Genomic DNA, 19,386 nt, shown 5'->3' on the forward strand with positions numbered 1-19,386 from the left:
CGGCCGGCGACCGGGCGTCCTGCCTCACTGGCCGCGCTACTGCTCACCGGAGGGCCAGCACAGGTCGATGCGGTAGACGGCCGCTGATCCGCCCTGGTCCACAAGGGTGAACCCGTTGGAGACATCGACGTCGTAGAGGCCCGGTCGCAGCTTCTCGTTGGCCACGCCGTTGAAGCGCTGCGGCCGGTCGCTGTAGAAGTGGGTGATGCGATGGCGGCGCACGATCTCGCACACCTGCGGATCGAAGTGGATGTCACGGAAATGGGTGCGCAGGTAGAGGCCGTCGGTGTCACTGTCCGCCTGCCCCGCGAACATCCACACCGGGCTGCGTCCGGCCATGAAGGGGAGCATGGCGGTTCCCGCCACGGGGTCGCCCAGCACGTAGGCGTCCGGGGGGAGCTCTGTGCTCAGACGCTTGATCATGTCCAGCTCGGCGGATGAGACCACCATACGGGACTGACCGTACTTCGGGGAGAAGGCGCCCTTGACGTCCGCTTTGACGGCGGTCATGCTGCTGGCGACCCCCAGGATGAGGACGAGCGCTCCGACCACGACGGGACTGCTCATGATAATCCGGCCGGCCGACGCTCGGCCCGCCGGGTCCCCGGGCCGGCTCGGCTGGGCTTGATCGGTGTTGCCGCCGTCGCCTTCAGCCTCAGCGCCGGCCTGCCCGCCCCGCCGACGCCGCCACGCCAGGAACCAGCCAGTCAGCGCATCCAACCCGAGCGTGACGAGGAGGAGTGCGGGCACCACCGTCATGGCCTTGATCCGGTGCGGGTTGTTGTAGAACACGCCGGTCATGGCCGACAGAACGGGGACCGGGGCCAGCGCCGCCAGGATGAGGAGCATGCAGGCAACCCAGGCCACCACGACGCCCCGGTGGTGCCTGCGCCAGTAGGCCAGCACCGCACCGAGTACGCTCAGGCAGGCCATGATGATGTAGGCGGCGCGGATCTCCCAGCCGCCTCCGCCGTAGTACAGCAGGAACGGGATGACCAGCTTGGCGAACAGCGGATCCCAGCTGCGGTCGGGGCGTCTACCGAAGTGCGCCTGCTGCGGTCCGGGCGCCATGACGAAGACGGCGACCGCGAGAACGACGACGATGGCGATGCTCAGCAGGATGATGCCGCGTCGTCGAGCAACGCGATCGTGCTGGCGCAGTCCCCGGATCCCCGCCAGGACGATCCCCATCCAGGCCACGGCCGCCAGGGGCCAGCCGATGATGATCGCGGTCGCCGGATGCGTGACGACCGAGCCCATGACCGCGGCGGCCGGTGCCGCGAGGACGATGAGGGGGCGGCGTTGGCGCCCCACGGTGATGAGCCATGCGGCACGACGCCAGGCGGCGACCGCCCAGGCGACGGTGGCCGGGCAGGCCGCCAGGGCCAGTCCGTAGGGCCACACGGCCGTGTCGGTCAGCAGCCTGATGGGGAAGATCGGTGTGAGCGCGCCGGCCCCCAGGACCAGGTACACCGAGCCGCGGACCTCCGGGAGGATGACCCGGGCCAGGTAGGCCATGCCGATGAGCCACACGAGGGGCACCACGAGCAGTAGGGTGTTGGTGGCCGGGACCACCTGGTACCAGCCGACCGAGGCGAGGGTGACGATCTCGTGCCACACCATCGGGTAGAAGGAGTGGTGGCCGTCCATCCCGAACATGCCGGCGTTGCCGTCGAGCATCGAGGCGTTGCCGGTGTGCTCAATGAGCCAGGCCTGGTTGTAGTGATAGAGGGAGTCGGCGGACTGGATCGGGATGGTGGGCGCCGATCTGGGCAGGATCGGCAGGATCATGATGATCCAGGTGACCACGATGGCGACCCACATCAGTGGCTGGGAACCGAGGATGGAGCGGGTGTCGGGCATCTCGGGTTCGCCCGGCGCCCCCATGGAGCTGGAGTACGGGCTGGGCGCCGGCAGCCCGTGCGGGGCCGGTTCGGGGGCGAACCAGGTGCGCAGCGTGAGTACCTGGCCCTTGCGCCTGACCCACAGCCAGCGCCCCACGACGACGACCGCGGCACACAGGAACAGGTAGGTGATGATGGTGGGCAGGTGCCACCACACGCCCAGGAACCTGAAGAGCACTCCCCCGAGCCCCATGAGCAGGAAGGTCAGGGCCGGAGCGCAGGCGATGCGCGCCAGTCGGAACCGCGCTCCGCCCGCGACGAGGAGCAGCCAGCCGGGGACGAAGGTCGCGGCGATCAGCGCGACCAGCAGCGGCAGGGCGGAGAGCCAGGTCACGATCCAGGTCATGCGCCGCGCACCACCGTCCGTAGATGTCGTGCCACGGCCTCACCGGTGGCTCGCAGGGAGCGGTGGTCGCGCACCCAGGCGTGGAGGCGGCGGGCCCGGGAGGTGTCCTGCGCGGCGATCCGGTCGGCCTCGTCGAGCGCCCGGGTCATGGCCCGGGCGACGTCGTCCTCGGTGTAGTCGGCCACCCAGCCCAGGTCGTGGGCGGTGAGATCCTCGATGACGGGCCCCACCCCGGCGTAGACCACCGGGACGCCACAGGCCAGGGCGGCCAGCACCTTGGTGGGGTAGGCGAAGTCATAGCCCTGCCCCGGGCGGATGGACACGAGACTGGCGGCCGCGCCCCGCTGCCAGCGGGCGGCGTCGGAGGCATCCATGAGACCGTGCATGACGACGGCGGGGGCGCCGTCGGGGCCGGGCGGCAGGGCGGAGGCGACCTGGGCGATCTTCTGCCAGTCCGAGCCCTGCCCGATGTAGAGGATCTGGGCGGTGGGGTGAGTGCGCCGCACCTGCTCCAGCGCCGAGGCGAAGATGTCCGCTCCCTGCCACTCCGAGGCCGTGCCGGCGTAGATGAGGTAGGGGCCGGTGATGCCCAGCTCGGCGCGCTCCTCGTCGGAGGGCAGCTCGCCGGTGGGCTCGAAGACGTCGGTGTCGATGCCGTTGGGAACCACGACGACGTTCCGGGCTCCCAGGGCGCGGGCGCGCTCGGCGACCTCCTCGTTGATGGCGATGACGCACCGGGCCCCGCGCATCGCATAGGACTCGGCGGTGCGCACCAAGCGGACTACCGCCTCCGGGGCGCCGGTGGAGGCGGCGGCGTCGGACCACACGTCGGGGGCGTACCAGACGTAGGGCAGACGGCGCAGCGCACAGATGGTGCGCGCCACCACGCCGGTGGTGGGCGGTGGCTCGACCAGGACGACATCGGGCCGGGAGGCCAGCCCCAGACGCAGGGCGAGGGGCACATCGAAGGAGAGGTAGGGCAGGTAGCCGCGCAGGTAGCCGCTGGCGTCCCGCAGGGCGGGCCAGCGCGAGACACGTACGCCCTTGGGGTCGTCGACCTGGGGCGCCGGCTTTCCGTCCCGCCCGGGAACGGTCGTGGTCAGGGCCCGCACCGGCACGCCGTGGCGGGCCAGAGCGCGCTCGACCCCGTCGAGCCGAAAGGAGGCGGCAGCGGCCTCGGGCAGATGGATACGGGTGGCCAGCAGCGCCCCGCCTCGTGGGAACCGGGTCATGGCTTCCTCTCTGTCTCGCCCAGGACCTGGGCGACGGTGCGGGCCCGGGCCTCCCATGTCTGATCGGGCAGGACCTCGCGCATGCGGCGGCGCACGGCCTCGATCTCCTCGGGGGCCTCCCGCAGACGCCGCAGCAGGTCGCTCAGTGCGCCGGCGTCGTAGTCCAGGACCCAGCCGACCCCCATCTCCTCGACGAGGCGACCGGTCTGGGTCCCACGCACGGCGATGACGGGCAGCTCGTGAGCCAGGTACTCGTAGAGCTTGTAGGGGACTGCGAAGTCCCAGTAGGGGTTGGGCTCGGAGAACAGGACCCCGAGGTCGGCCCGCCGGTACAGGGGCTCCAGCTCGGGCCCGGAACGGTGGACGACCTGCGCCCGGCCCTCAGGAAGGAGTGGGGCGTAGTGCTCGCGGCTGGCCTCCCAGGTCTCCTGGCGCACGCACAGGGTGACGCGGGTCCCAGGCGTGGAGGTCACGGCCCGGAGGCAGGCGTCCAGCCGATAGTTGTCCTGCAGGACGCCCACGAATAGCAGCTCGAGGTCCCCGCCATCGTCACCGCCGTCATCCTGGCCGCACGCGCCGCTGGGCTCGACGTCGGGCGCCCCGGGCGGCAGCGCGCTCATGCGGGCCCGGTCCACGTGCGGGACGTGGCGAGCCATGGCCTGGCTGGGCAGGAAGAGGTGGAGGCCCACCTTGTCGAAGGCCATGAGCTCGCTGCGGTAGGCGACCTGGAGCCCGACCTCGAGAATCGGGTTGATGCCCTCACGGAAGCGGGGGAAGCGCCAGTAGACGTCGCGGTAGAAGACGCCGACGGGCACGCCGGAGCGCTGGCAGTGACGGAAGAAGGCGGCGTCGAGCACGGGGTGGACGGGCAGGTGACGAGGCTCGGTCAGCGCGTTGGGGATGGTCGCGTTCTCGCTGTAGACGAACTCGATCCTGGATCCTGCCGCGATCGCCGCTCGCACCCGGGCCATCGCCCGACGTCGCTGCGCGGCGTAGCCGGTGACGTCCATGATCCGGTAGCCGAGATCGGCGAAGGCCTGTCGCATCGCCAGGGGACGCAGCATGGAGGCGGCCACCCGGTCCGGCTGAAGCGGAAAAGGAGCGTGGAAGACCATGAGCCTGTCTGCGCTCATGACGTCACCTCCGTCTTGTGCATGGGTCCCGGCGGCCCACAGTGGGTAGGACTTCCGACCCACGGGATGCTGAGCGATCATCTCACGCCTCACGAGAGCCGATGAGGCGCTTCTCTATTGTCAGGCAACGCTGAAGCCCAGTGGAATCCGCTGGGCGTCATCCGCGTCACGTGTCACAACTGTGACACACTGAGCGCCGGCAGGCGGTGTAGGCGCACCGAGCCGCCGAGGCTGCTCGGCGCCGCGGACCGATCAGAGGATTTCAAAGGATTGAGGGCAACGGTGAGCGTTATCGACGTCGAGCTTCGGCTGACGAGTCCGCAGTGGCAGCAGACCGGGCCGTCGGACGGCACCGCCGAGTCCTTGTGGGTGCGTTGCGACACATCCTGCCCTGATCCGACCGATCCAGAGGTCCTCGCCTCCCACCCGGGACGCCTGACCGCCATCCGGGTCAACGACGATGAGGTCATCCTGGCTCAGGATCGGCTGCGCTCCTGGCCCCTGTTCTGGGCCCTTGAGAACGGGGCCGACGGCCGGCGGCTCATCATCAGCGACGACGCCACCGCCATGCGCGGGGCCCTGAGCGCCCCCCGGCTGGATCCGCGAGCCCGCCGGGAGTTCCTGGACGCCGGTTTCATCTCCGGCACCGACACGCTGCTGGCCGGGGTCCACCAGACCGAGCAGGGCGCGATCGTGCACATCGACCGCGACACCGGCCGGGCCCGCACGGTCACCCACTCCCTGGCGCGGTTCTCCGAGGAGTCCGCCATGGTCACCGACCCCGAGGAGTTCTCCGGCCTGCTCCTGGCGGCGCTCGACGCCGGCATGGGCCGGGTCCTGGAGGACCTGGCGGCCCGGCCGGGCTCACCACGGCTCGTGCTGCCCCTGTCGGGAGGACTGGACTCGAGGCTGCTGGTGGCGTGGCTGACGCTTCACGGCGCCCTGGACAGGGCGGTGGCCTTCACCTATGGGCGCCCCGGAACCCGGGAGGTCGAGGTCTCGCGGAAGGTGGCCGAGGCGGTGGGCCTGGAGTGGCACGCCGTCGACTACGTCCCCGCCGAGCTGCGCGAGGCCTGGCAGACGCAGGAGGCTGCCGACTTCCTGGAGTACAGCTACGCCCTGGGGGCGCTGCCGCACGTGCAGGACTGGCACGCCCTGCGCAGTCTGCTGGAGCAAGGCGTGGTGCGTCCGGGCGACGTCGTCCTGCCGGGGCACACGATCGTGGGCAACATGCACGACGAACACCTCCTGGAGGAGCCGAGCGTCACCCGCGGTCAGGTGGCCAAGGCGATCCTCATCCACCACCAGGAGCTCCAGGGGGACCAGCGGCGCGCCTACACCGACCCCTACCGGGCCGCGAAGGTCCGCGGCTTCCTGGCTCTGTGGCCCTTCACCGGCAGCCCGCGTGACATGCAGAGCATCCTGGAGTCCTACAACGTCCGCGAGCGCCAGACCAAGTACATCAACAACTCCATGCGCACCTATGAGCACCTGGGGCTGGAGTGGGCACTGCCCATGCTGGACGTGGAGTTCTGGGACGCCTGGCACCGCGGCGCCGTGGAGCTGACGGCCACACGGGACTTTTATGCGGTCTTCATCGGGCGCCTGTGGGCCCGGGCGACCGCGCTGGCCGCCGGGGCCGAGGCGGACGCTGCCGGCCGCGCCGACGAGGCAGACCTGCCCTACTTCGCCGCCACCGAGGTCAGTGAGGAGACGCGCTCGCGGCTCAAGACCGTGCTGTCGCGCCTGCACCTGCTGGGTCTGGCCGAGCGGACCTTCTCGGCGTGGGCGACGCTGCACTCGACCATGGCCTTCGAGGCGTTCATCACCGATGCCCCTCTACCGGTGGCGGCGGCCCAGCTCATGGGCGGGCGCAAGCTCCTGGGCTTCTGGACGCGCGCCTTCCTGAGCGACGCCTGGTGCCGGCGGTGCCGGCTGTTCAGCGACCTGCCCGTCGCCACTCCCGCCGAGCTGGAGGCGATGGCCCCGGAGGAATGAACCGACGTTGTCTTCACAGACGACGCGGCTCCGGGTCATCTATGAAGAAGGCGTCAGTGAGCGAGGACATCGCCGGCGACCTCCTCGTGGAGGCGACGGTAGGCAGCACCCACCTGGGCCGAGGAGAAGCTGTCCCCAATGGTGGCGGCGATGGCGGCCGCGCCGCGGGGGGCGAGGCGCTCCACGGTCTCGACGACGGCGTCGGCCCACTGCCGACTATCGGCTCCCAGAGGCAGGACCGTGCCGTTGGCGTCGGTGACGTACTCGGACTGACCACCGGCGTCGGAGACGACGACGGGCCTCCCGCTCGTGATGGCCTCGGCCGCCGAGACGAAGAAGTTGTCTCCACGGGTGGGACCGATGAAGACGTCGGCGCGGGCAAGCTCGGCGCGCACGCCCTCGGAGTCGAGGTTGCCGGTCAGGCGGGTGCGCTCGCCCAGGGCGGGGTCGGCGGTCAGGCGCTCCTCGATGTCGGCGCGCAGCGGCCCCTCCCCCACGAAGGTCATCGTGGCCGGGATGCCCCGGGAGGTCAGCTCGGTCAGGACGTCGAGGCAGGCCATGGGGTCCTTGCGCTCCACGAGTCCGCCGACGGTGACCATGTTGATGCTGCCGGCGCTCTCACCACCGGGTGGCTCGCTCACCGCATCCTGGGGCTCGACGATGCAGGGGACGACCGCGGTGGGCAGGCCGCGCCGCAGGGCGCGGATCGGGGCGGCCAGGTACTCGCAGACGGCGGTCACCAGGTCGGGGCGGGCCAGGCCGTGGCCGACGACAGGGATGGCGGCGCGCAGGGCGGGGCCGAGTGTGTCCGGGTTGGTCAGGCCGGACCAGTGCTCGGTGTGGACCCAGGGCAGGGTCAGGGCGCGGGCGTGGTCCAGGGCGGTCAGCGGCAGGAGCGTGCTCATCGCCATGGAGTGCAGGACGTCGGTGCCCTTGAGCGCGGGATGCAGCCGGTCGGCGGCCCAGGCGACGGACAGCGGGTTGGAGGGCTTCATGGGGATGGACAGGACCCGCATGCCCTCGAGGGTGCGGTGGCGGGCGCCGTCGTCCTGGTGGGGCGGGACCAGGTGGATGATGCGCACGTCCTGCCCGGCGTCGCGGATCGCCGCGCTGTCGCGCAGGACGAAGGAGCCCGAGCTGGGTGCCCGGTCGGTGGGGAGCCAGGTGGTGACGACGGTGACGCGCATGCCCCCATGCTAGGGCCTGTCTCGACGCGGGGAGTGCGGCCGTGTGGCATGAGTCCTCCGCTCCTGCACTCTGGTGGCGCGCGGCCGCGCATGGCCGCTGCGGCCCGTAGGATCGGCCCATGCGCGTTGTCTCCGTCGTCGGGGCCCGGCCCCAGTTCGTCAAGCTCGCCCCGGTTTCCCACGCCATGGCTGTGGCCGGGGTGGAGCACGTCATCATCCACACCGGGCAGCACTACGACCCGATGCTCTCCGACGTCTTCTTCACCGACCTGGGTATCCCGGCGCCCGACGTGCACCTGGGCGTGGGCTCGGGCGGGCACGGCGCCCAGACCGGGGCGATGCTCGCCGCGCTCGATGAGGCCCTGCCACCCCTGTCCGCGGACTGGGTCCTGGTCTACGGGGACACGAACTCGACGCTGGCCGCGGCCCTGGCGGCCGTCAAGCTGCACATCCCGGTGGCCCACCTGGAGGCGGGGCTGCGCTCCTTCAACCGGGCCATGCCCGAGGAGATCAACCGGGTCCTGACCGACCACGCCGCGGACCTGCTCCTGACGCCCACCGCGGTGGGGGCCGAGCACCTGGCCGCCGAGGGGCTGGCGAGCAGCACCGTCGTCGTCGGCGATGTCATGACCGACGTGCTCCTCCAGGTGCGCGACCGGGTCTCTGGCTCCCCCAGCCCGGTCATGGAGGAGCTCTCGCTGGCTGAAGGCTCCTACTCCCTGGCCACGATCCACCGGGCCGAGAACACCGACGACGCCGAGCGCCTGGAGGCCGTCCTGGACTCCCTGGCCCGGGTGGACCATCCCGTCGTCATCCTGGCCCACCCGCGCCTGGTGGCCAAGTGCGCCGAGCACGGCCTGGCCCTGGAGAGCCGGGGGTGGCTGCTGATTCATCCTCCGCTGGCCTACCCCGACCTCATCGCCTCGGCGCTTCATGCCCGCGGCGTCATCACCGACTCCGGCGGGTTGCAGAAGGAGGCGTTCCTGCTGCGGGTGCCGTGCACCACGGTACGCCCTCAGACCGAGTGGGTGGAGACGGTGGAGCTGGGGTGGAACCGGCTGGTCGAACCCGGGGAGGCGCTGGTGGAGGCGGCCTCGCGGCCACGGCCGGCCGAGCCCCGGGAGGCCGACGCCCACCCCTACGGCGACGGTCACGCCGCCGAGCGCGTCGTCCAGGAGCTTACCGCCCACCTGCCCGGCTGACGGCCGGATTCGATGGCGCACAGCAGGCACTCTCCCGGAGCGCACTGGGGCCGGGCGGCCGGGCCTGAACTTCTGCGCATCTTGAGAACGGCGATTTGCTGTGGGGACGTACTTTCATCATCGACGACTGCGGTCTGACATCAGTCGTCAACGACAAAGCGCAGTCCTCGCGAGAAAAGTACGTTCTCACTCCTCCTACTTGCCGGCGCCAGAGACAGACTCCGGCACCGGAGGCAAGGTCACCTTCACCACCTCGGACAGATAGTTCCTTAGACTCTTCGATTCGATCTCCCCATCCTCCCCATCGTCGCAAATACGAGTTACAACATATTTTTCAGGAATAACTTGATCGAATACCGCATTCAATTCGGCAGCAATCTGCACGTTTCGATCGACACAGGAATTCACCGAGCTTCTGCATTCAAGTAGACATTGATCGACACTAACCATCATCACATCACGCAATCCAGACTTATCTTCCAAGTAGGCACGGAACTTACGGAACAGACTTTTACGCCTGTCTACATCGCGGGAAGCACCCACCTCCCTGAGAGGTTTCATAAAAAGAACCAGAAGGGATCGCACAAACCACCACAAAGGCGGAGAGGCTGCGACAACGACAACAACCCGCCACCTGTATAGAGCATTAAAAATCATGCCAACATACATCACCGACCACGAAAACGAGAGGATCGCAACAAGCACGGGCAGAACGCTCTGCTGGAAATTAAATCCGCCCACAGACATGCTTTCTGCCTTCACATACAAGGCAAGCACAATCATCAACTCAAAAAAGGTCGCCAAAAACACCGAGGTGACGAGAAGCGCAAAGCCTTGACCAATATCGCGATCATTGCTATTACTTTCGAGAGCTAGACACCTCAACACCAAAGCCACTACCGGCAACGCCACAGTCAAAAGCATCCCGGAATATCTCCCTACAATATAACCGCACCCCTTTGGGACTTCAAATGCGAACGCTCGTGCGACTCTGCCAAACCAACGCACATCTCCACCCTTTTCAACTTTAAAGGACCGAGTGCCACCACTTTCGTTGCGATACCTAAATTCTGCCACATTAGCCAAGCGAACAAGATTATACGTATAGTTGCTAACAATCCCTACATCGCTTTTCACAACAAAGGCAGGAAGAGCGGAAACAAATAAGCTCAGCACAACCAGAATCAGAAAGATCGCAGACCCGAAGCCCTTCCAGTCCTTACCTCCAATTAAAAATCCATAACAAACTACGATAAACCCGTAGAGACCACAGAGCATAAACATGAAAAACACGGCAGCATCTTCCCTTGCAGAAGTATCTATCGCTCGCTGCAGCCAGGCTCGACGCATTCGCATCCCCTCAGGGAGATCCGGTACCTCCCAAACCATGCCTCGCATTACTATCGCCACCCCCGCCACCGCCGCCAAGAGAGCGAACAGTGACGACGAAGCAGCACCGACTTCTTCCACGCTAAGACCTTTGAACAAGTTGAAGTATATCCTAAAAACACTCAGCGGGTTATCTTCATAAGCTCTGCGAATATTCGGCTTCATCAGCAGATGCGCTGAGACAATCGCAGCACACCACCACACAGTAGCCAGGAGTGTGACAAACACGCTCCCAAACAACCCAGGCTTACGGGAAGGCTTGAATGAGCGAAACGGATCGCTCTTCTTACCAGGCAACACATCTTTGTCCACCATGCATCATTTGTAACACCAGCACGCCGCATAATCAACCCTGCGACAGAAATCCCTTCAATGCCACCTCAGCAGAACTCTCCTGCGGATTCAACTATTGAAGGATTTATTCACGGGATTCGCGGTCGTTTCCACCGTCCTCCTGAGAAGCACGAGCGGCTCGGTGTCCACACAGCGGACATAGCTGAGCCCACAGCCGACGCGACCGACGAGCATCCTTGAAATTCCGCGGTTCTCACTCGGCTTCCAACGTCCCTGTGACCTTCATGTCCGCAGCATGGACACCTGTCACCGCGGATCCAGCGCCCCTCGCGCCAACCACCGCGTCAAAACCCGAGAATAGGCCTCAAGGGATCATTCACCGAGCCTGTCGTGGTGACTGTCGGTAGGAGCGACGATTTGACGGCGATTAGTGTCCACACAGCAAACATAAGCGCCACAGTCACGTCATAGCACACACGAGAACCGCAGGATTCTAAGGCCTTCTCTGGGACACACTCTGACCGTGGAGTCAGCCATGTCCGCTGCGTGGACACCGAGCCGCTGACACACCTCAGAAGAACGGCAGATCCGACGACGGACCTCATGAATAGCCCTCGAGGCACTCTGAATTCAGTCCTCGAGGGCGATGAGGCCGTCGACGAATTCGCGGTACTGGCGCTGGGCGTCGGACATCTCGGCCCAGGTGGCGTGCGCGTCCCGGCTCATGGCCTTGTACTCCGCGTCGCCGAGGTCCATGACGGACTCGATGGCGTCGGCGATCTGCACGGCGGTGGTCTCCACCGGGATGAGTCGGCCGTTCTCGCGGTCGTGGACGATCTCGCCGGTCCCCCCGGCGGCCGTGGCCACCACCGGCAGCCCCGCCGCCTGCGCCTCCATGACGGCCACCGGCACGCCCTCACCGTCGGAGCAGTTGAGGAAGCAGGAGAAGTCCGTCGTCGCATAGAGCTCGCGGACCTCGGCATTGGTCAGGTGCCCGGAGAAGGTGACCGGGGTCGAGTCGATCCGTTCCTCGGCCCGGGCCCGCATGGCCGCCAGGCGCTCGTCGTCGAACTCGCCGATATGAGTCCAGGTGACCTTCCGGCCACGCTTCTCCAGCTCGGCGACGGCATCCACAATGAGGTGAACCCGCTTGTAGGGCGCCATGTGCGAGCAGGAGACGAGCTGGAAGGGCTCAGTCCGACGCCGCTCGTGGCGCGGGGCGGCCGGCACGCCCAGACGGCGCACCTCGATGGTGTCCGCCTTCGGGAAGCGGCGACGCAGGAAGCCGGCCGCATACTGCGAGATCGGGTAGACCCGGTCCACGGCCCGCATGACGAAGCGGCGCGAGGGGACGTAGCCGCGCGGCGCGTCGGCCTCGTCGACGTCGTAGGCGTGCGCCCGGGAGACGACCTTGACCGGCCGCCCCCTCAGCTCGCGACGCCGCAGCATCCCGCCCAGAGCCGCCCCGGTGAAGAACCAGTAGGAGTAGATGGTCAGGTGACCGGCCCGCTCCAGGCCGAGATCCTGCAGGAGCCGGCGCATCCGGCCATAGGCGCTCAGGGCGATCGCCGCGAAACGCACATCCATCCCGAAGCGCCCGAAGCTCTTCCACGGCGGCGTCTCCACCATCCGCTCCCGTCCCAGCAGGATCTGCGGGGCGCGCAGAATCGCGTGAAAGCGCCAGTCGGGCAGCCGGGAGGCCGGCAGCAGAGCGCAGCGGGCGTTGGCCGGCAGCGCGCGGGTCTGACGGGCCCCCTCGCTCAGGCGAACCGGGACGACGACGACCTCGTCGTAGGCGGCGCACAGTGTCTCGATCTCCTGCTCGAGGAACTCCTCCCCCACCTCGTAGGGGTAGAAGTCGGTGAGCAGGAGCAGGCTGCGTCGGCCCGACCGCTGCGTGGTCGAGCCCAAGTCGTTGCTCGGGCGCGGTGCGTGCGTCATGGTCCCGTGGTCCTTCCTAGCTCTCCTGGGTCTGGAAGCTGCCCACGCGCTTGCCAGCGTCGAACTGCTTGGCGGCGTGGTCGGCCAGGGCGGTGTTGGCCACCAGCAGCCCGGCCATCATGGCGCCCAGGACGTAGCAGGTGGCCAGCAGGTCCAGCGGGGACCAGTACAGCCAGGCCAGGGGCAGCGCCGTGTAGAAGACGTTGAACCCCAGCATCCAGTCCTGGTGCTCGGTGACGATGAAGAGATTCGAGATCGGTGAGGTGATGAGCATCATGAACAGCCAGGGGGTCAGCGCGCGGGCGAAACTCCCCGACTCGGCCCACCGCTGCCCGAACAGCAGCGGGAAGAGCCACGGCGAGAGCACGTAGATGAGCGCGAAGGGGACGATCCCGATGAGCACCGCCCGCCTGATAGTGACCCGGACCAGCGGACGCATCTGCCCGGGCTCGATCGTGGAGAGCTTCTGGAAGAAGACCCTGGCCACAGCGCCGTTGATGAGAATGAGCGGGGCATCGAGCACCCCCCACGCCATCTGGAACTGCCCGAGGGAGGCCACCGAGTAGCCCGAGATGAGCAGGGCGATGCCGTTGGTCCGCAGCGCGTCCCCCAGGGCGTTGGGGCCGTTGAGCAGCGGCATGCGACGGTATCGGTGGGCCGCCCAGCGCAGGGACGGCGCGCCCTCGGGGAGCCGCCGCCACAGGGCCTTGGCCTGACGCCCCAGGTTGGCGAAGGCGAAGATCTGGCCCGCCGTGTGCCCGAGCACCAGTCCGGGCATTCCTCCCAGGCCCGCGATCCCGAGAATGAACTGGCCCCCGGTCAGGCCGATCTGCTGCTCGGCCTGGTTGACCGCGATCGCGCGGTAGTCGCTGTTGCGGTTGAACCAGTACTTGAACAGCTCCACGCCGGACATGAGGAAGGTCGTCAGCCCCACCAGCGGCATCCACAGAGCCACCTCGTGCCCCCACTGCCGGGCGATGACGCCGTTGAGCGGGAAGGAGGCCGCCGTTGCCAGCAGCGAGACCACCGTCAGGCACACCATGCCCAAGCGTGCCACGCTCAGCGCCTCGGCCTCCTTCTTGGGCAGCATGATCGCCATGTCGTAGCGCAGCGCGGCGACCGCCACCAGGATCGAGGCCACCGACACGTAGGTCCCCAGCAGCCCCATGTCGTGAGGGGTGTAGACCCGGGCCAGGACGATCTTCATGAGGAAGGTGACGCCCTGGGCCACCGCCGTACCCGTCACCAGCGTCAGCACGTGGCGCAGGAACGGCGAGGAGTCCATGACCGACCGGACCCGAGCGAGCAGCCCCGCCATCGGGCCCGTCGGCGTGGCCGAGCGGTTCAGAGCTCGACCGTCCGGTTCTCGCTCGCCGAGGTCAGGACCGCCTCGACGACGTCGAGCGTGGCCACGCCCTCGGCCATGGTGACGTGGCGCTGAGCCACGCCGCGCACGGCGTCGCGGAAGCTCTCCTGCTCCAGGGCCAGCGGCTCGCGCTTGGGGATCGCGTAGCGGATGACGTCGCCCTCACTGACTCCCCGGAAGACGGCGACCTGATCCCAGGTGGAGGCCACGGTGCCATTGGCGTGGAAGGTGAGGTCGCCGGTGAGGGTGTCGGCCACGAAGGCGCCCTTCTCCCCGGTGACGATCGTGATGCGCTCCTTGAAGGGGGTGAGCCAGTTGACCTGGTGGCTGACGACAATGCCGCCCTCGAGCAGGCCGGTGGCCACCATCATGTCCTCGGTCTGCCGGCCGGAGCGGTGCGTGACCTGCGCGGCCACGGAGGTGTAGCGGGCGCCGGCCACCCAGGCGGTCAGGTCGATGTCGTGGGTGGCCAGATCCTTGACGACGCCGACGTCGCTGATGCGGGCCGGGAAGGGGCCCTGGCGGCGGGTGAGGACCTGGTAGACCTCGCCGAGCTCACCGGCGTCGAGGCGCTCGCGCAGGGCCCGCAGGGCCGGGTTGCAGCGCTCCACGTAGCCGACGGCGCCCACGAGCCCGCGCTCGGCGAAGGCGGCGGCCACGCGGCGGCCCGCCGCGGCGTCGTGGGCGATGGGCTTCTCCACCATGGTGTGGACGCCCGCCTCGGCCAGGGCCAGGGCCACGTCCTCGTGGTAGACGGTGGGGACGGCCACCATGGCGGCGTCGAGCCCGGCGTCGATGAGGGCGTGGACGTCGGGCAGGACCGGTAGATCCCCGGCCACGCCGAAGCGGTCGCCGCCGGGATCGGCCACGGCCACGAGCTCCATGCCCTCGGTGGCGCGGATGACCCGGGCGTGGTGGCGCCCCATGGAGCCCAGGCCGATGAGCCCCACGCGCAGGGGGTTGTCGGCCGTGCCCTTATCGGACAGGTAGTGGGCTCCGGGAAGGCCGGTCGTCGTGGCCAGGCCGTCGAGGGAAACGTTCTCGCACATGTCAGGCGCCCGCCTTGACGGTAGCGGCCACGGCCTGGCCGATGCGCTCGAGGTCCGCCTCGCTCAGGGAGGGGTGGACCGGCAGGGACAGGCACTCGCGGGCGGCCTTCTCGGTTCCGGGCAGCTCGAGGCCCTCGGCGTAGCGTGCCAGGGAGGCCAGGCGATGGTTGGGGATCGGGTAGTAGACGCCGCTGCCAACCTGCCACTCCTCGCGCAGGGCGGCCTGGACGGCGTCGCGCTCGGCGGCCGAGGCCCCCTCCAGGCGGATCGTGTACTGGTGGTAGACGTGGGTGTACCCCTCCGGGACATGGGGGGTGACGACGCCGTCCACGCCCGCCAGCTCGGCGTTGAGGCGCGCGGCGTTGGCCTGGCGGGCGGCGGTCCAGTCGGCCAGCTTGCTCAGTTGCACGCGGCCGACGGCTGCGGCCACGTCCGTCATGCGGTTGTTGAGGCCCACCAGCTCGTTGGCGTACTGCTGCTCCATGCCCTGGTTGCGGATGAGGCGGCAGCGGCGGGCCAGCTCGGCGTCGGGCGTCGTGATCATGCCGCCCTCGAGGCTGGTCATGTTCTTGGTGGGGTAGAAGGAGAAGGAGCCCCAGGCGCCGAAGGTGCCCACGGGCCTGCCGTCGATGGCGGCGCCGTGCGCCTGGGCGCAGTCCTCGAAGACGGCCAGGCCGTGGCGCTCGGCGATGGCGAGGATCTCGGGCATGTTGGCGGGCAGCCCGTAGAGGTGGACCACCTCGATGGCCGCCGTGCGCTCGGTGATGGAGGCCTCGACACTGGCGGGGTCCAGGGCGAAGGTCACCGGGTCGATGTCGGCGAAGACCGGCACGGCACCGCTGATGGCCACCGAGTTTCCGGTGGCGGCGAAGGTGAAGGAGGGGACGATCACCTCCGGGGCGCCCCCGGCGCGTTCCCGGAGCTCGCTGGCCAGGGTGGCCACGTGCTGGGCCGAGGTACCGGAGTTGACGGCCACGCACTCGACGCCGTCGACCACCCGGGCGGAGAACTCCTCCTCGAAGGCCTTGACCTGGGGTCCCTGAACAACCATTCCGGAGGCCAGGACGGCGTCGACGGCGTCGCGCTCCTCCTGCCCGATGATCGGCTTGGCGGCGGGGATGAACTCGCGTGACATCAGTGGGTGACCTCTCGGATGGTGGTGTCGGACTCAGTGCCTGCTTCTTGGTACAGGGTCCCGGTGACGGGGCAGCGCCAGCGCCGGGCGCCGTCGGGACCGGTCTCGGCGGGAGTGAGCGGCTCGCCGGCACGCCCCACCCAGCCGATGCGGCGGGCGGGAACCCCGGCGACCAGGGCGTGAGCGGGCACATCCTTGGTGACGACGGCGCCGGCGGCCACCGTGGCCCAGGCGCCCACGTGCACGGGGGCGACGCACACGGCGCGGGCCCCGATCGAGGCGCCCTCGTCAATGGTGACCCCCACGGGCTCCCAGTCGGCGGCGGACTTGAGCGTGCCGTCGGGGTTGACGGCCCGGGGGAAGTGGTCGTTGGTCAGCGTGACCGCCGGACCGATGAAGACGCCGTCAGCCAGGCGGGCCGGCTCGTAGACGAGGGCGTAGTTCTGCACCTTGCAGCTGTCTCCCATGACCACGCCCTCACCGATGTAGGCGCCACGGCCCACGATGCAGTCCCGGCCGAGGACGGCGTGCTCACGCACCTGGGCGAGGTGCCAGATGCTGGTGCCCTCGCCGAGCACAGCCTCCTCGGAGACGTCGGCTGATGGGGCGATTCGGGTGGCCACGGCAGCTCCTGTGCGGACGGCCCGAGCCGCCCTGACGATCGAGTGAGACCGGTCAACCTGGTGGTTGCCGGGGCCGTGCCACTCCGGTCGCCGGGGCGGCGGCGGGCGCTGCACGACCGGCCCCATCCTAGGGGACGCGCCCGCTTCAGACGACGCCTGAGCTTGACCCGGACGAGACCTAACCCACCAACTCCCGCCGGCCCGGGATACCGCAAGCCGAACGGAGCCGCGTTGTCGCGTGCGAGAATGCAGAAGTGACTACCTCCAACGCGACACGGGCCGACGAGTCCGCCCCGGTGCCTCAGATCACCGACACCTGGCTCGTCATTCCCCTGTACAACGAGGCGACCGTCGTCCGTGAGGTCGTCTCCCAGGCCCGCGAGATCTTCCCCTACGTCGTCGTCGTCGACGACGGCTCCAAGGACGACTCGGCCCGTGAGGCGGCCGCCGCGGGAGCCGTCGTCGTGCGTCACCCGATCAACCTCGGCCAGGGCGCGGCGCTGCAGACGGGCTTCTCCTACGTCCTGGAGAAGACGAACGCCGACTACGTCGTCACCTTCGACGCCGATGGCCAGCACTCCGCGACCGACGCCGCGGCCATGGTCGCCGCGGCGCGCGAGGAGAGGCTCGCCGTCGTTCTCGGATCGCGTTTCCTGGAGGGCCCCTCCCCGGTGGGATGGCTCAAGCGGCTCGTCCTGCGCACGGCGGCGGCGGTCAGCTCACACACGTCCGGCATGCGTCTGACCGACGCCCACAACGGTCTGAGGGTCATCCGCCGCGACGTCCTGGCACGCCTGGACCTCAAGCAGAACCGGATGGCGCACGCCAGCGAGATCATCCGCCAGATCGGCGCCACCGGGCTGCCCTGGCGGGAGTTCCCGGTGCACATCGTCTACACGGAGTACTCCCGCTCCAAGGGCCAGTCCCTGTGGAACTCGGTCAACATCCTGGTCGACCTGCTCTTCTCCTGAGCACTCCCTCCCGAGCCCGGTACGGAAGGCACAGAGCCATGATTCTTCAGATCGCCACCCAGATCGCCCCGACGACGAACCGTCAGTTCCTCATTCAGGCCGTCCTCATCCTGGCCGTGGCGGCCGTGGGCTGGATGATGCTGCGCACCCCGGCCGGGGCCCGTCATCAGGCCGGCCGCCGGCTGGCGACCCTGGCCTTCGTGGCCTTCGCCATCGTCGCGATCGTCTTCCCCTCGGTCTTGACCGGCATCGCCCACATGGTAGGGGTCGGTCGTGGCACGGACCTGCTGCTGTACGCCCTGGTCATCGCCTTCCTGGCGCAGATCCTGTCCTCCTTCCGGCGCAATGGCGCACGCGAGCGGCAGATCACGCACCTGGCGCGGCGCATCGCCTTGGACGACGCTCCCGAGCCGCCCGCCGCGGCCAGGCTCACCCCGAGGAGCAGGGAGCCTCAGCCTCAATGAGCCGCTTCCGCCTCGGCGTCGGGCTCAGTGCCGGGAGGCGCGCACCTCGAGCTCCTCGCGCAGGCGCAGCCCGCCGCAGAGCGCCCAGCGCACCGGTGCCTGCCACGGGGCGTCGTAGACCCCGGAGAGGTAGTGGCGGGCCGAGGCGTGGTGGGCCCGGATCATCTTCTCGGGGCGGGCCTTCCAGCTGGCCCCCTGCTCATGGATGACGACGGAGTCGTAGACCTGCACATTCAGCCAGCCGGCCCTCCCGACCCGCTCCCCCAGGTCCACGTCCTCGAAGAACATGAAGTAGTCGTCGTCGAATCCACCCAGGCGTCTCCAGGCGGCCGCCGGTAGCAGCAGGCACGCCCCGGAGAGCCATCCCACTGTCCGCGACCCGCCCGAGCCGCCCTGAGCGGCGGTGTGGTAGGCCGCGGAGAAGGGGTTGGACGGCCAGACCTTGCCCAGGACGGCATGGCCGGCACCCTTGACCAGGGAGGGCAGGGCCCGCCCGGAGGGGTAGACGGTGCCGTTGGTGTTGAGCAGGAGCGGCCCCAGGCACCCGGCGGCCGGGTTGGCCAGGCCCGCGTCGATGAGGACGTCGAGGCTGCCCGGCTTCCAGACGAGGTCGGGGTTGGCCACCACGACCCAGTCCTCCTGAAGGTCGGCGGCCGCCAGATTGGCACCGGCCCCGTAGCCGAGGTTGTCTCCGTTGCCGACGACGCGGGCCCCGTGGCGCCGGGCGGCGGCGGTGACGACGTCGTGCTCGGTCCCGTTGTCCGCGATGACGACGACGAGCCGGCGCGACGTGGCCGTGGCCAGGGAGGCCAGGAAGCGATCGAGCTCCTCGCCGGGATTGAAGGCCACGGTGACGACTCGCACGCTCTGCTCATCGGGCGCGCCGGGAGCCGAGACGCCGGCAGAGCCCAGGTCCGCCTGACTGTCCGATTGGCTGATTCCACCAACCTCGGTTCCAGATGTCCCCACCTCGCAGGGGGCACCGGGCTGGGCGCCGGAGGGGCTCTCTACCGGATCCACGGAGCCCGCGTGGGCACTCGGGACACTGGCTGGCGTAGGTTCCACAACATTGGTCACGGAAAGAGCCTAGCGCTGTGACCCACGTGAGAGGCCTCACCCCTCTCAGGGTGAATCTCATGCAATACGTGTAGG

At 68.8% G+C, this 19,386-nt stretch carries 15 protein-coding genes; 4 read left to right on the forward strand and 11 right to left on the reverse strand.

The genetic code is table 11. From position 1 onward, the window contains the following. Positions 1-36: 36 nt before the first annotated feature. From BQ8008_RS08225 to BQ8008_RS08235, 3 genes are read right to left on the reverse strand one after another with little or no spacing between them, the layout of a single operon-like run. On the reverse strand, positions 37-2,250 hold the full coding sequence (locus tag BQ8008_RS08225; protein ID WP_108833591.1) for a DUF6541 family protein: 2,214 nt from the start codon (positions 2,248-2,250) through the stop codon (positions 37-39). After that, positions 2,247-3,482 carry a glycosyltransferase gene (locus BQ8008_RS08230; RefSeq protein ID WP_108833592.1) on the reverse strand — a complete coding sequence of 412 codons (1,236 nt, stop codon included), beginning with the start codon at positions 3,480-3,482 and terminating at the stop codon, positions 2,247-2,249. Before BQ8008_RS08230 ends, BQ8008_RS08225 begins: the two co-directional genes overlap by 4 nt. Next, positions 3,479-4,615, reverse strand: a complete 1,137-nt coding sequence (locus tag BQ8008_RS08235) for a glycosyltransferase (protein ID WP_108833593.1) — start codon at positions 4,613-4,615, stop codon at positions 3,479-3,481. The genes BQ8008_RS08230 and BQ8008_RS08235 overlap by 4 nt, the downstream gene beginning before the upstream one ends. Positions 4,616-4,897: 282 nt before the next feature. Here BQ8008_RS08235 and BQ8008_RS08240 point away from each other — a divergent pair, with 282 nt between their 5' ends. Next, on the forward strand, positions 4,898-6,613 hold the full coding sequence (locus tag BQ8008_RS08240) for an asparagine synthase-related protein (protein ID WP_108833594.1): 1,716 nt from the start codon (positions 4,898-4,900) through the stop codon (positions 6,611-6,613). Between the two features lie 53 nt (positions 6,614-6,666). On the opposite strand, the gene BQ8008_RS08245 is transcribed toward BQ8008_RS08240, so the two are convergent. Further along, positions 6,667-7,800, reverse strand: a complete 1,134-nt coding sequence (locus tag BQ8008_RS08245) for a glycosyltransferase (RefSeq protein ID WP_108833595.1) — start codon at positions 7,798-7,800, stop codon at positions 6,667-6,669. Between the two features lie 119 nt (positions 7,801-7,919). Here BQ8008_RS08245 and wecB point away from each other — a divergent pair, with 119 nt between their 5' ends. Further along, a complete protein-coding gene (wecB, locus tag BQ8008_RS08250; protein ID WP_108833596.1) occupies positions 7,920-9,002 on the forward strand; it encodes a non-hydrolyzing UDP-N-acetylglucosamine 2-epimerase in 1,083 nt (360 codons plus the stop codon). 195 nt (positions 9,003-9,197) lie between these two features. Here wecB and BQ8008_RS13335 read toward each other — a convergent pair whose 3' ends face one another. From BQ8008_RS13335 to BQ8008_RS08275, 6 genes are all read right to left on the reverse strand, one after another. Further along, entirely contained in the window at positions 9,198-10,706 is a 1,509-nt protein-coding gene (locus BQ8008_RS13335) for a hypothetical protein (protein WP_159086782.1), read from the reverse strand. A 609-nt stretch (positions 10,707-11,315) separates the two neighbouring features. Continuing rightward, positions 11,316-12,626, reverse strand: coding sequence for a glycosyltransferase (locus tag BQ8008_RS08255; RefSeq protein ID WP_108833597.1), 1,311 nt, complete (start codon positions 12,624-12,626; stop codon positions 11,316-11,318). A 16-nt stretch (positions 12,627-12,642) separates the two neighbouring features. Then, a complete protein-coding gene (locus tag BQ8008_RS08260) occupies positions 12,643-13,911 on the reverse strand; it encodes a lipopolysaccharide biosynthesis protein (protein WP_108834802.1) in 1,269 nt (422 codons plus the stop codon). 59 nt (positions 13,912-13,970) lie between these two features. Further along, positions 13,971-15,041 (reverse strand): Gfo/Idh/MocA family protein, encoded by a 1,071-nt coding sequence (locus BQ8008_RS08265; RefSeq protein ID WP_108833598.1) that lies wholly within the window; start codon positions 15,039-15,041, stop codon positions 13,971-13,973. Position 15,042: 1 nt separating this feature from the next. Next, a complete protein-coding gene (locus BQ8008_RS08270; protein WP_108833599.1) occupies positions 15,043-16,176 on the reverse strand; it encodes a DegT/DnrJ/EryC1/StrS family aminotransferase in 1,134 nt (377 codons plus the stop codon). Beyond that, entirely contained in the window at positions 16,176-16,799 is a 624-nt protein-coding gene (locus BQ8008_RS08275) for an acyltransferase (protein WP_108833600.1), read from the reverse strand. Before BQ8008_RS08275 ends, BQ8008_RS08270 begins: the two co-directional genes overlap by 1 nt. Positions 16,800-17,053: 254 nt before the next feature. Between BQ8008_RS08275 and BQ8008_RS08280 the strand changes: the two genes are divergently transcribed. Both BQ8008_RS08280 and BQ8008_RS08285 read left to right on the forward strand, forming a co-directional pair. Further along, the gene (locus BQ8008_RS08280) at positions 17,054-17,770 is read left to right on the forward strand and encodes a glycosyltransferase family 2 protein (RefSeq protein WP_108833601.1); all 717 of its coding nucleotides are present in this window, start codon (positions 17,054-17,056) and stop codon (positions 17,768-17,770) included. 38 nt (positions 17,771-17,808) lie between these two features. Then, a complete protein-coding gene (locus BQ8008_RS08285; RefSeq protein ID WP_108833602.1) occupies positions 17,809-18,234 on the forward strand; it encodes a DUF2304 domain-containing protein in 426 nt (141 codons plus the stop codon). 24 nt (positions 18,235-18,258) lie between these two features. Here BQ8008_RS08285 and BQ8008_RS08290 read toward each other — a convergent pair whose 3' ends face one another. After that, the gene (locus BQ8008_RS08290; protein ID WP_234415462.1) at positions 18,259-19,146 is read right to left on the reverse strand and encodes a glycosyltransferase family 2 protein; all 888 of its coding nucleotides are present in this window, start codon (positions 19,144-19,146) and stop codon (positions 18,259-18,261) included. Positions 19,147-19,386: the final 240 nt, after the last annotated feature.

Source organism: Actinomyces sp. Marseille-P3109 (assembly GCF_900323545.1).
In the GTDB taxonomy this organism is placed as follows: Bacteria; Actinomycetota; Actinomycetes; order Actinomycetales; family Actinomycetaceae; genus Actinomyces.

Bases quoted from the DNA above. Each gene is read 5' to 3' on its own strand.
- BQ8008_RS08255 (WP_108833597.1), bottom strand. From the start codon at position 12,626: ATGACGCACGCACCGCGCCCGAGCAACGACTTGGGCTCGACCACGCAG.
- BQ8008_RS08225 (WP_108833591.1), bottom strand. From the start codon at position 2,250: ATGACCTGGATCGTGACCTGGCTCTCCGCCCTGCCGCTGCTGGTCGCG.
- BQ8008_RS08285 (WP_108833602.1), top strand. From the start codon at position 17,809: ATGATTCTTCAGATCGCCACCCAGATCGCCCCGACGACGAACCGTCAG.
- BQ8008_RS08265 (WP_108833598.1), bottom strand. From the start codon at position 15,041: ATGTGCGAGAACGTTTCCCTCGACGGCCTGGCCACGACGACCGGCCTT.
- BQ8008_RS08245 (WP_108833595.1), bottom strand. From the start codon at position 7,800: ATGCGCGTCACCGTCGTCACCACCTGGCTCCCCACCGACCGGGCACCC.
- BQ8008_RS13335 (WP_159086782.1), bottom strand. From the start codon at position 10,706: ATGGTGGACAAAGATGTGTTGCCTGGTAAGAAGAGCGATCCGTTTCGC.
- BQ8008_RS08235 (WP_108833593.1), bottom strand. From the start codon at position 4,615: ATGAGCGCAGACAGGCTCATGGTCTTCCACGCTCCTTTTCCGCTTCAG.
- BQ8008_RS08260 (WP_108834802.1), bottom strand. From the start codon at position 13,911: ATGGACTCCTCGCCGTTCCTGCGCCACGTGCTGACGCTGGTGACGGGT.
- BQ8008_RS08270 (WP_108833599.1), bottom strand. From the start codon at position 16,176: ATGTCACGCGAGTTCATCCCCGCCGCCAAGCCGATCATCGGGCAGGAG.
- wecB (WP_108833596.1), top strand. From the start codon at position 7,920: ATGCGCGTTGTCTCCGTCGTCGGGGCCCGGCCCCAGTTCGTCAAGCTC.
- BQ8008_RS08230 (WP_108833592.1), bottom strand. From the start codon at position 3,482: ATGACCCGGTTCCCACGAGGCGGGGCGCTGCTGGCCACCCGTATCCAT.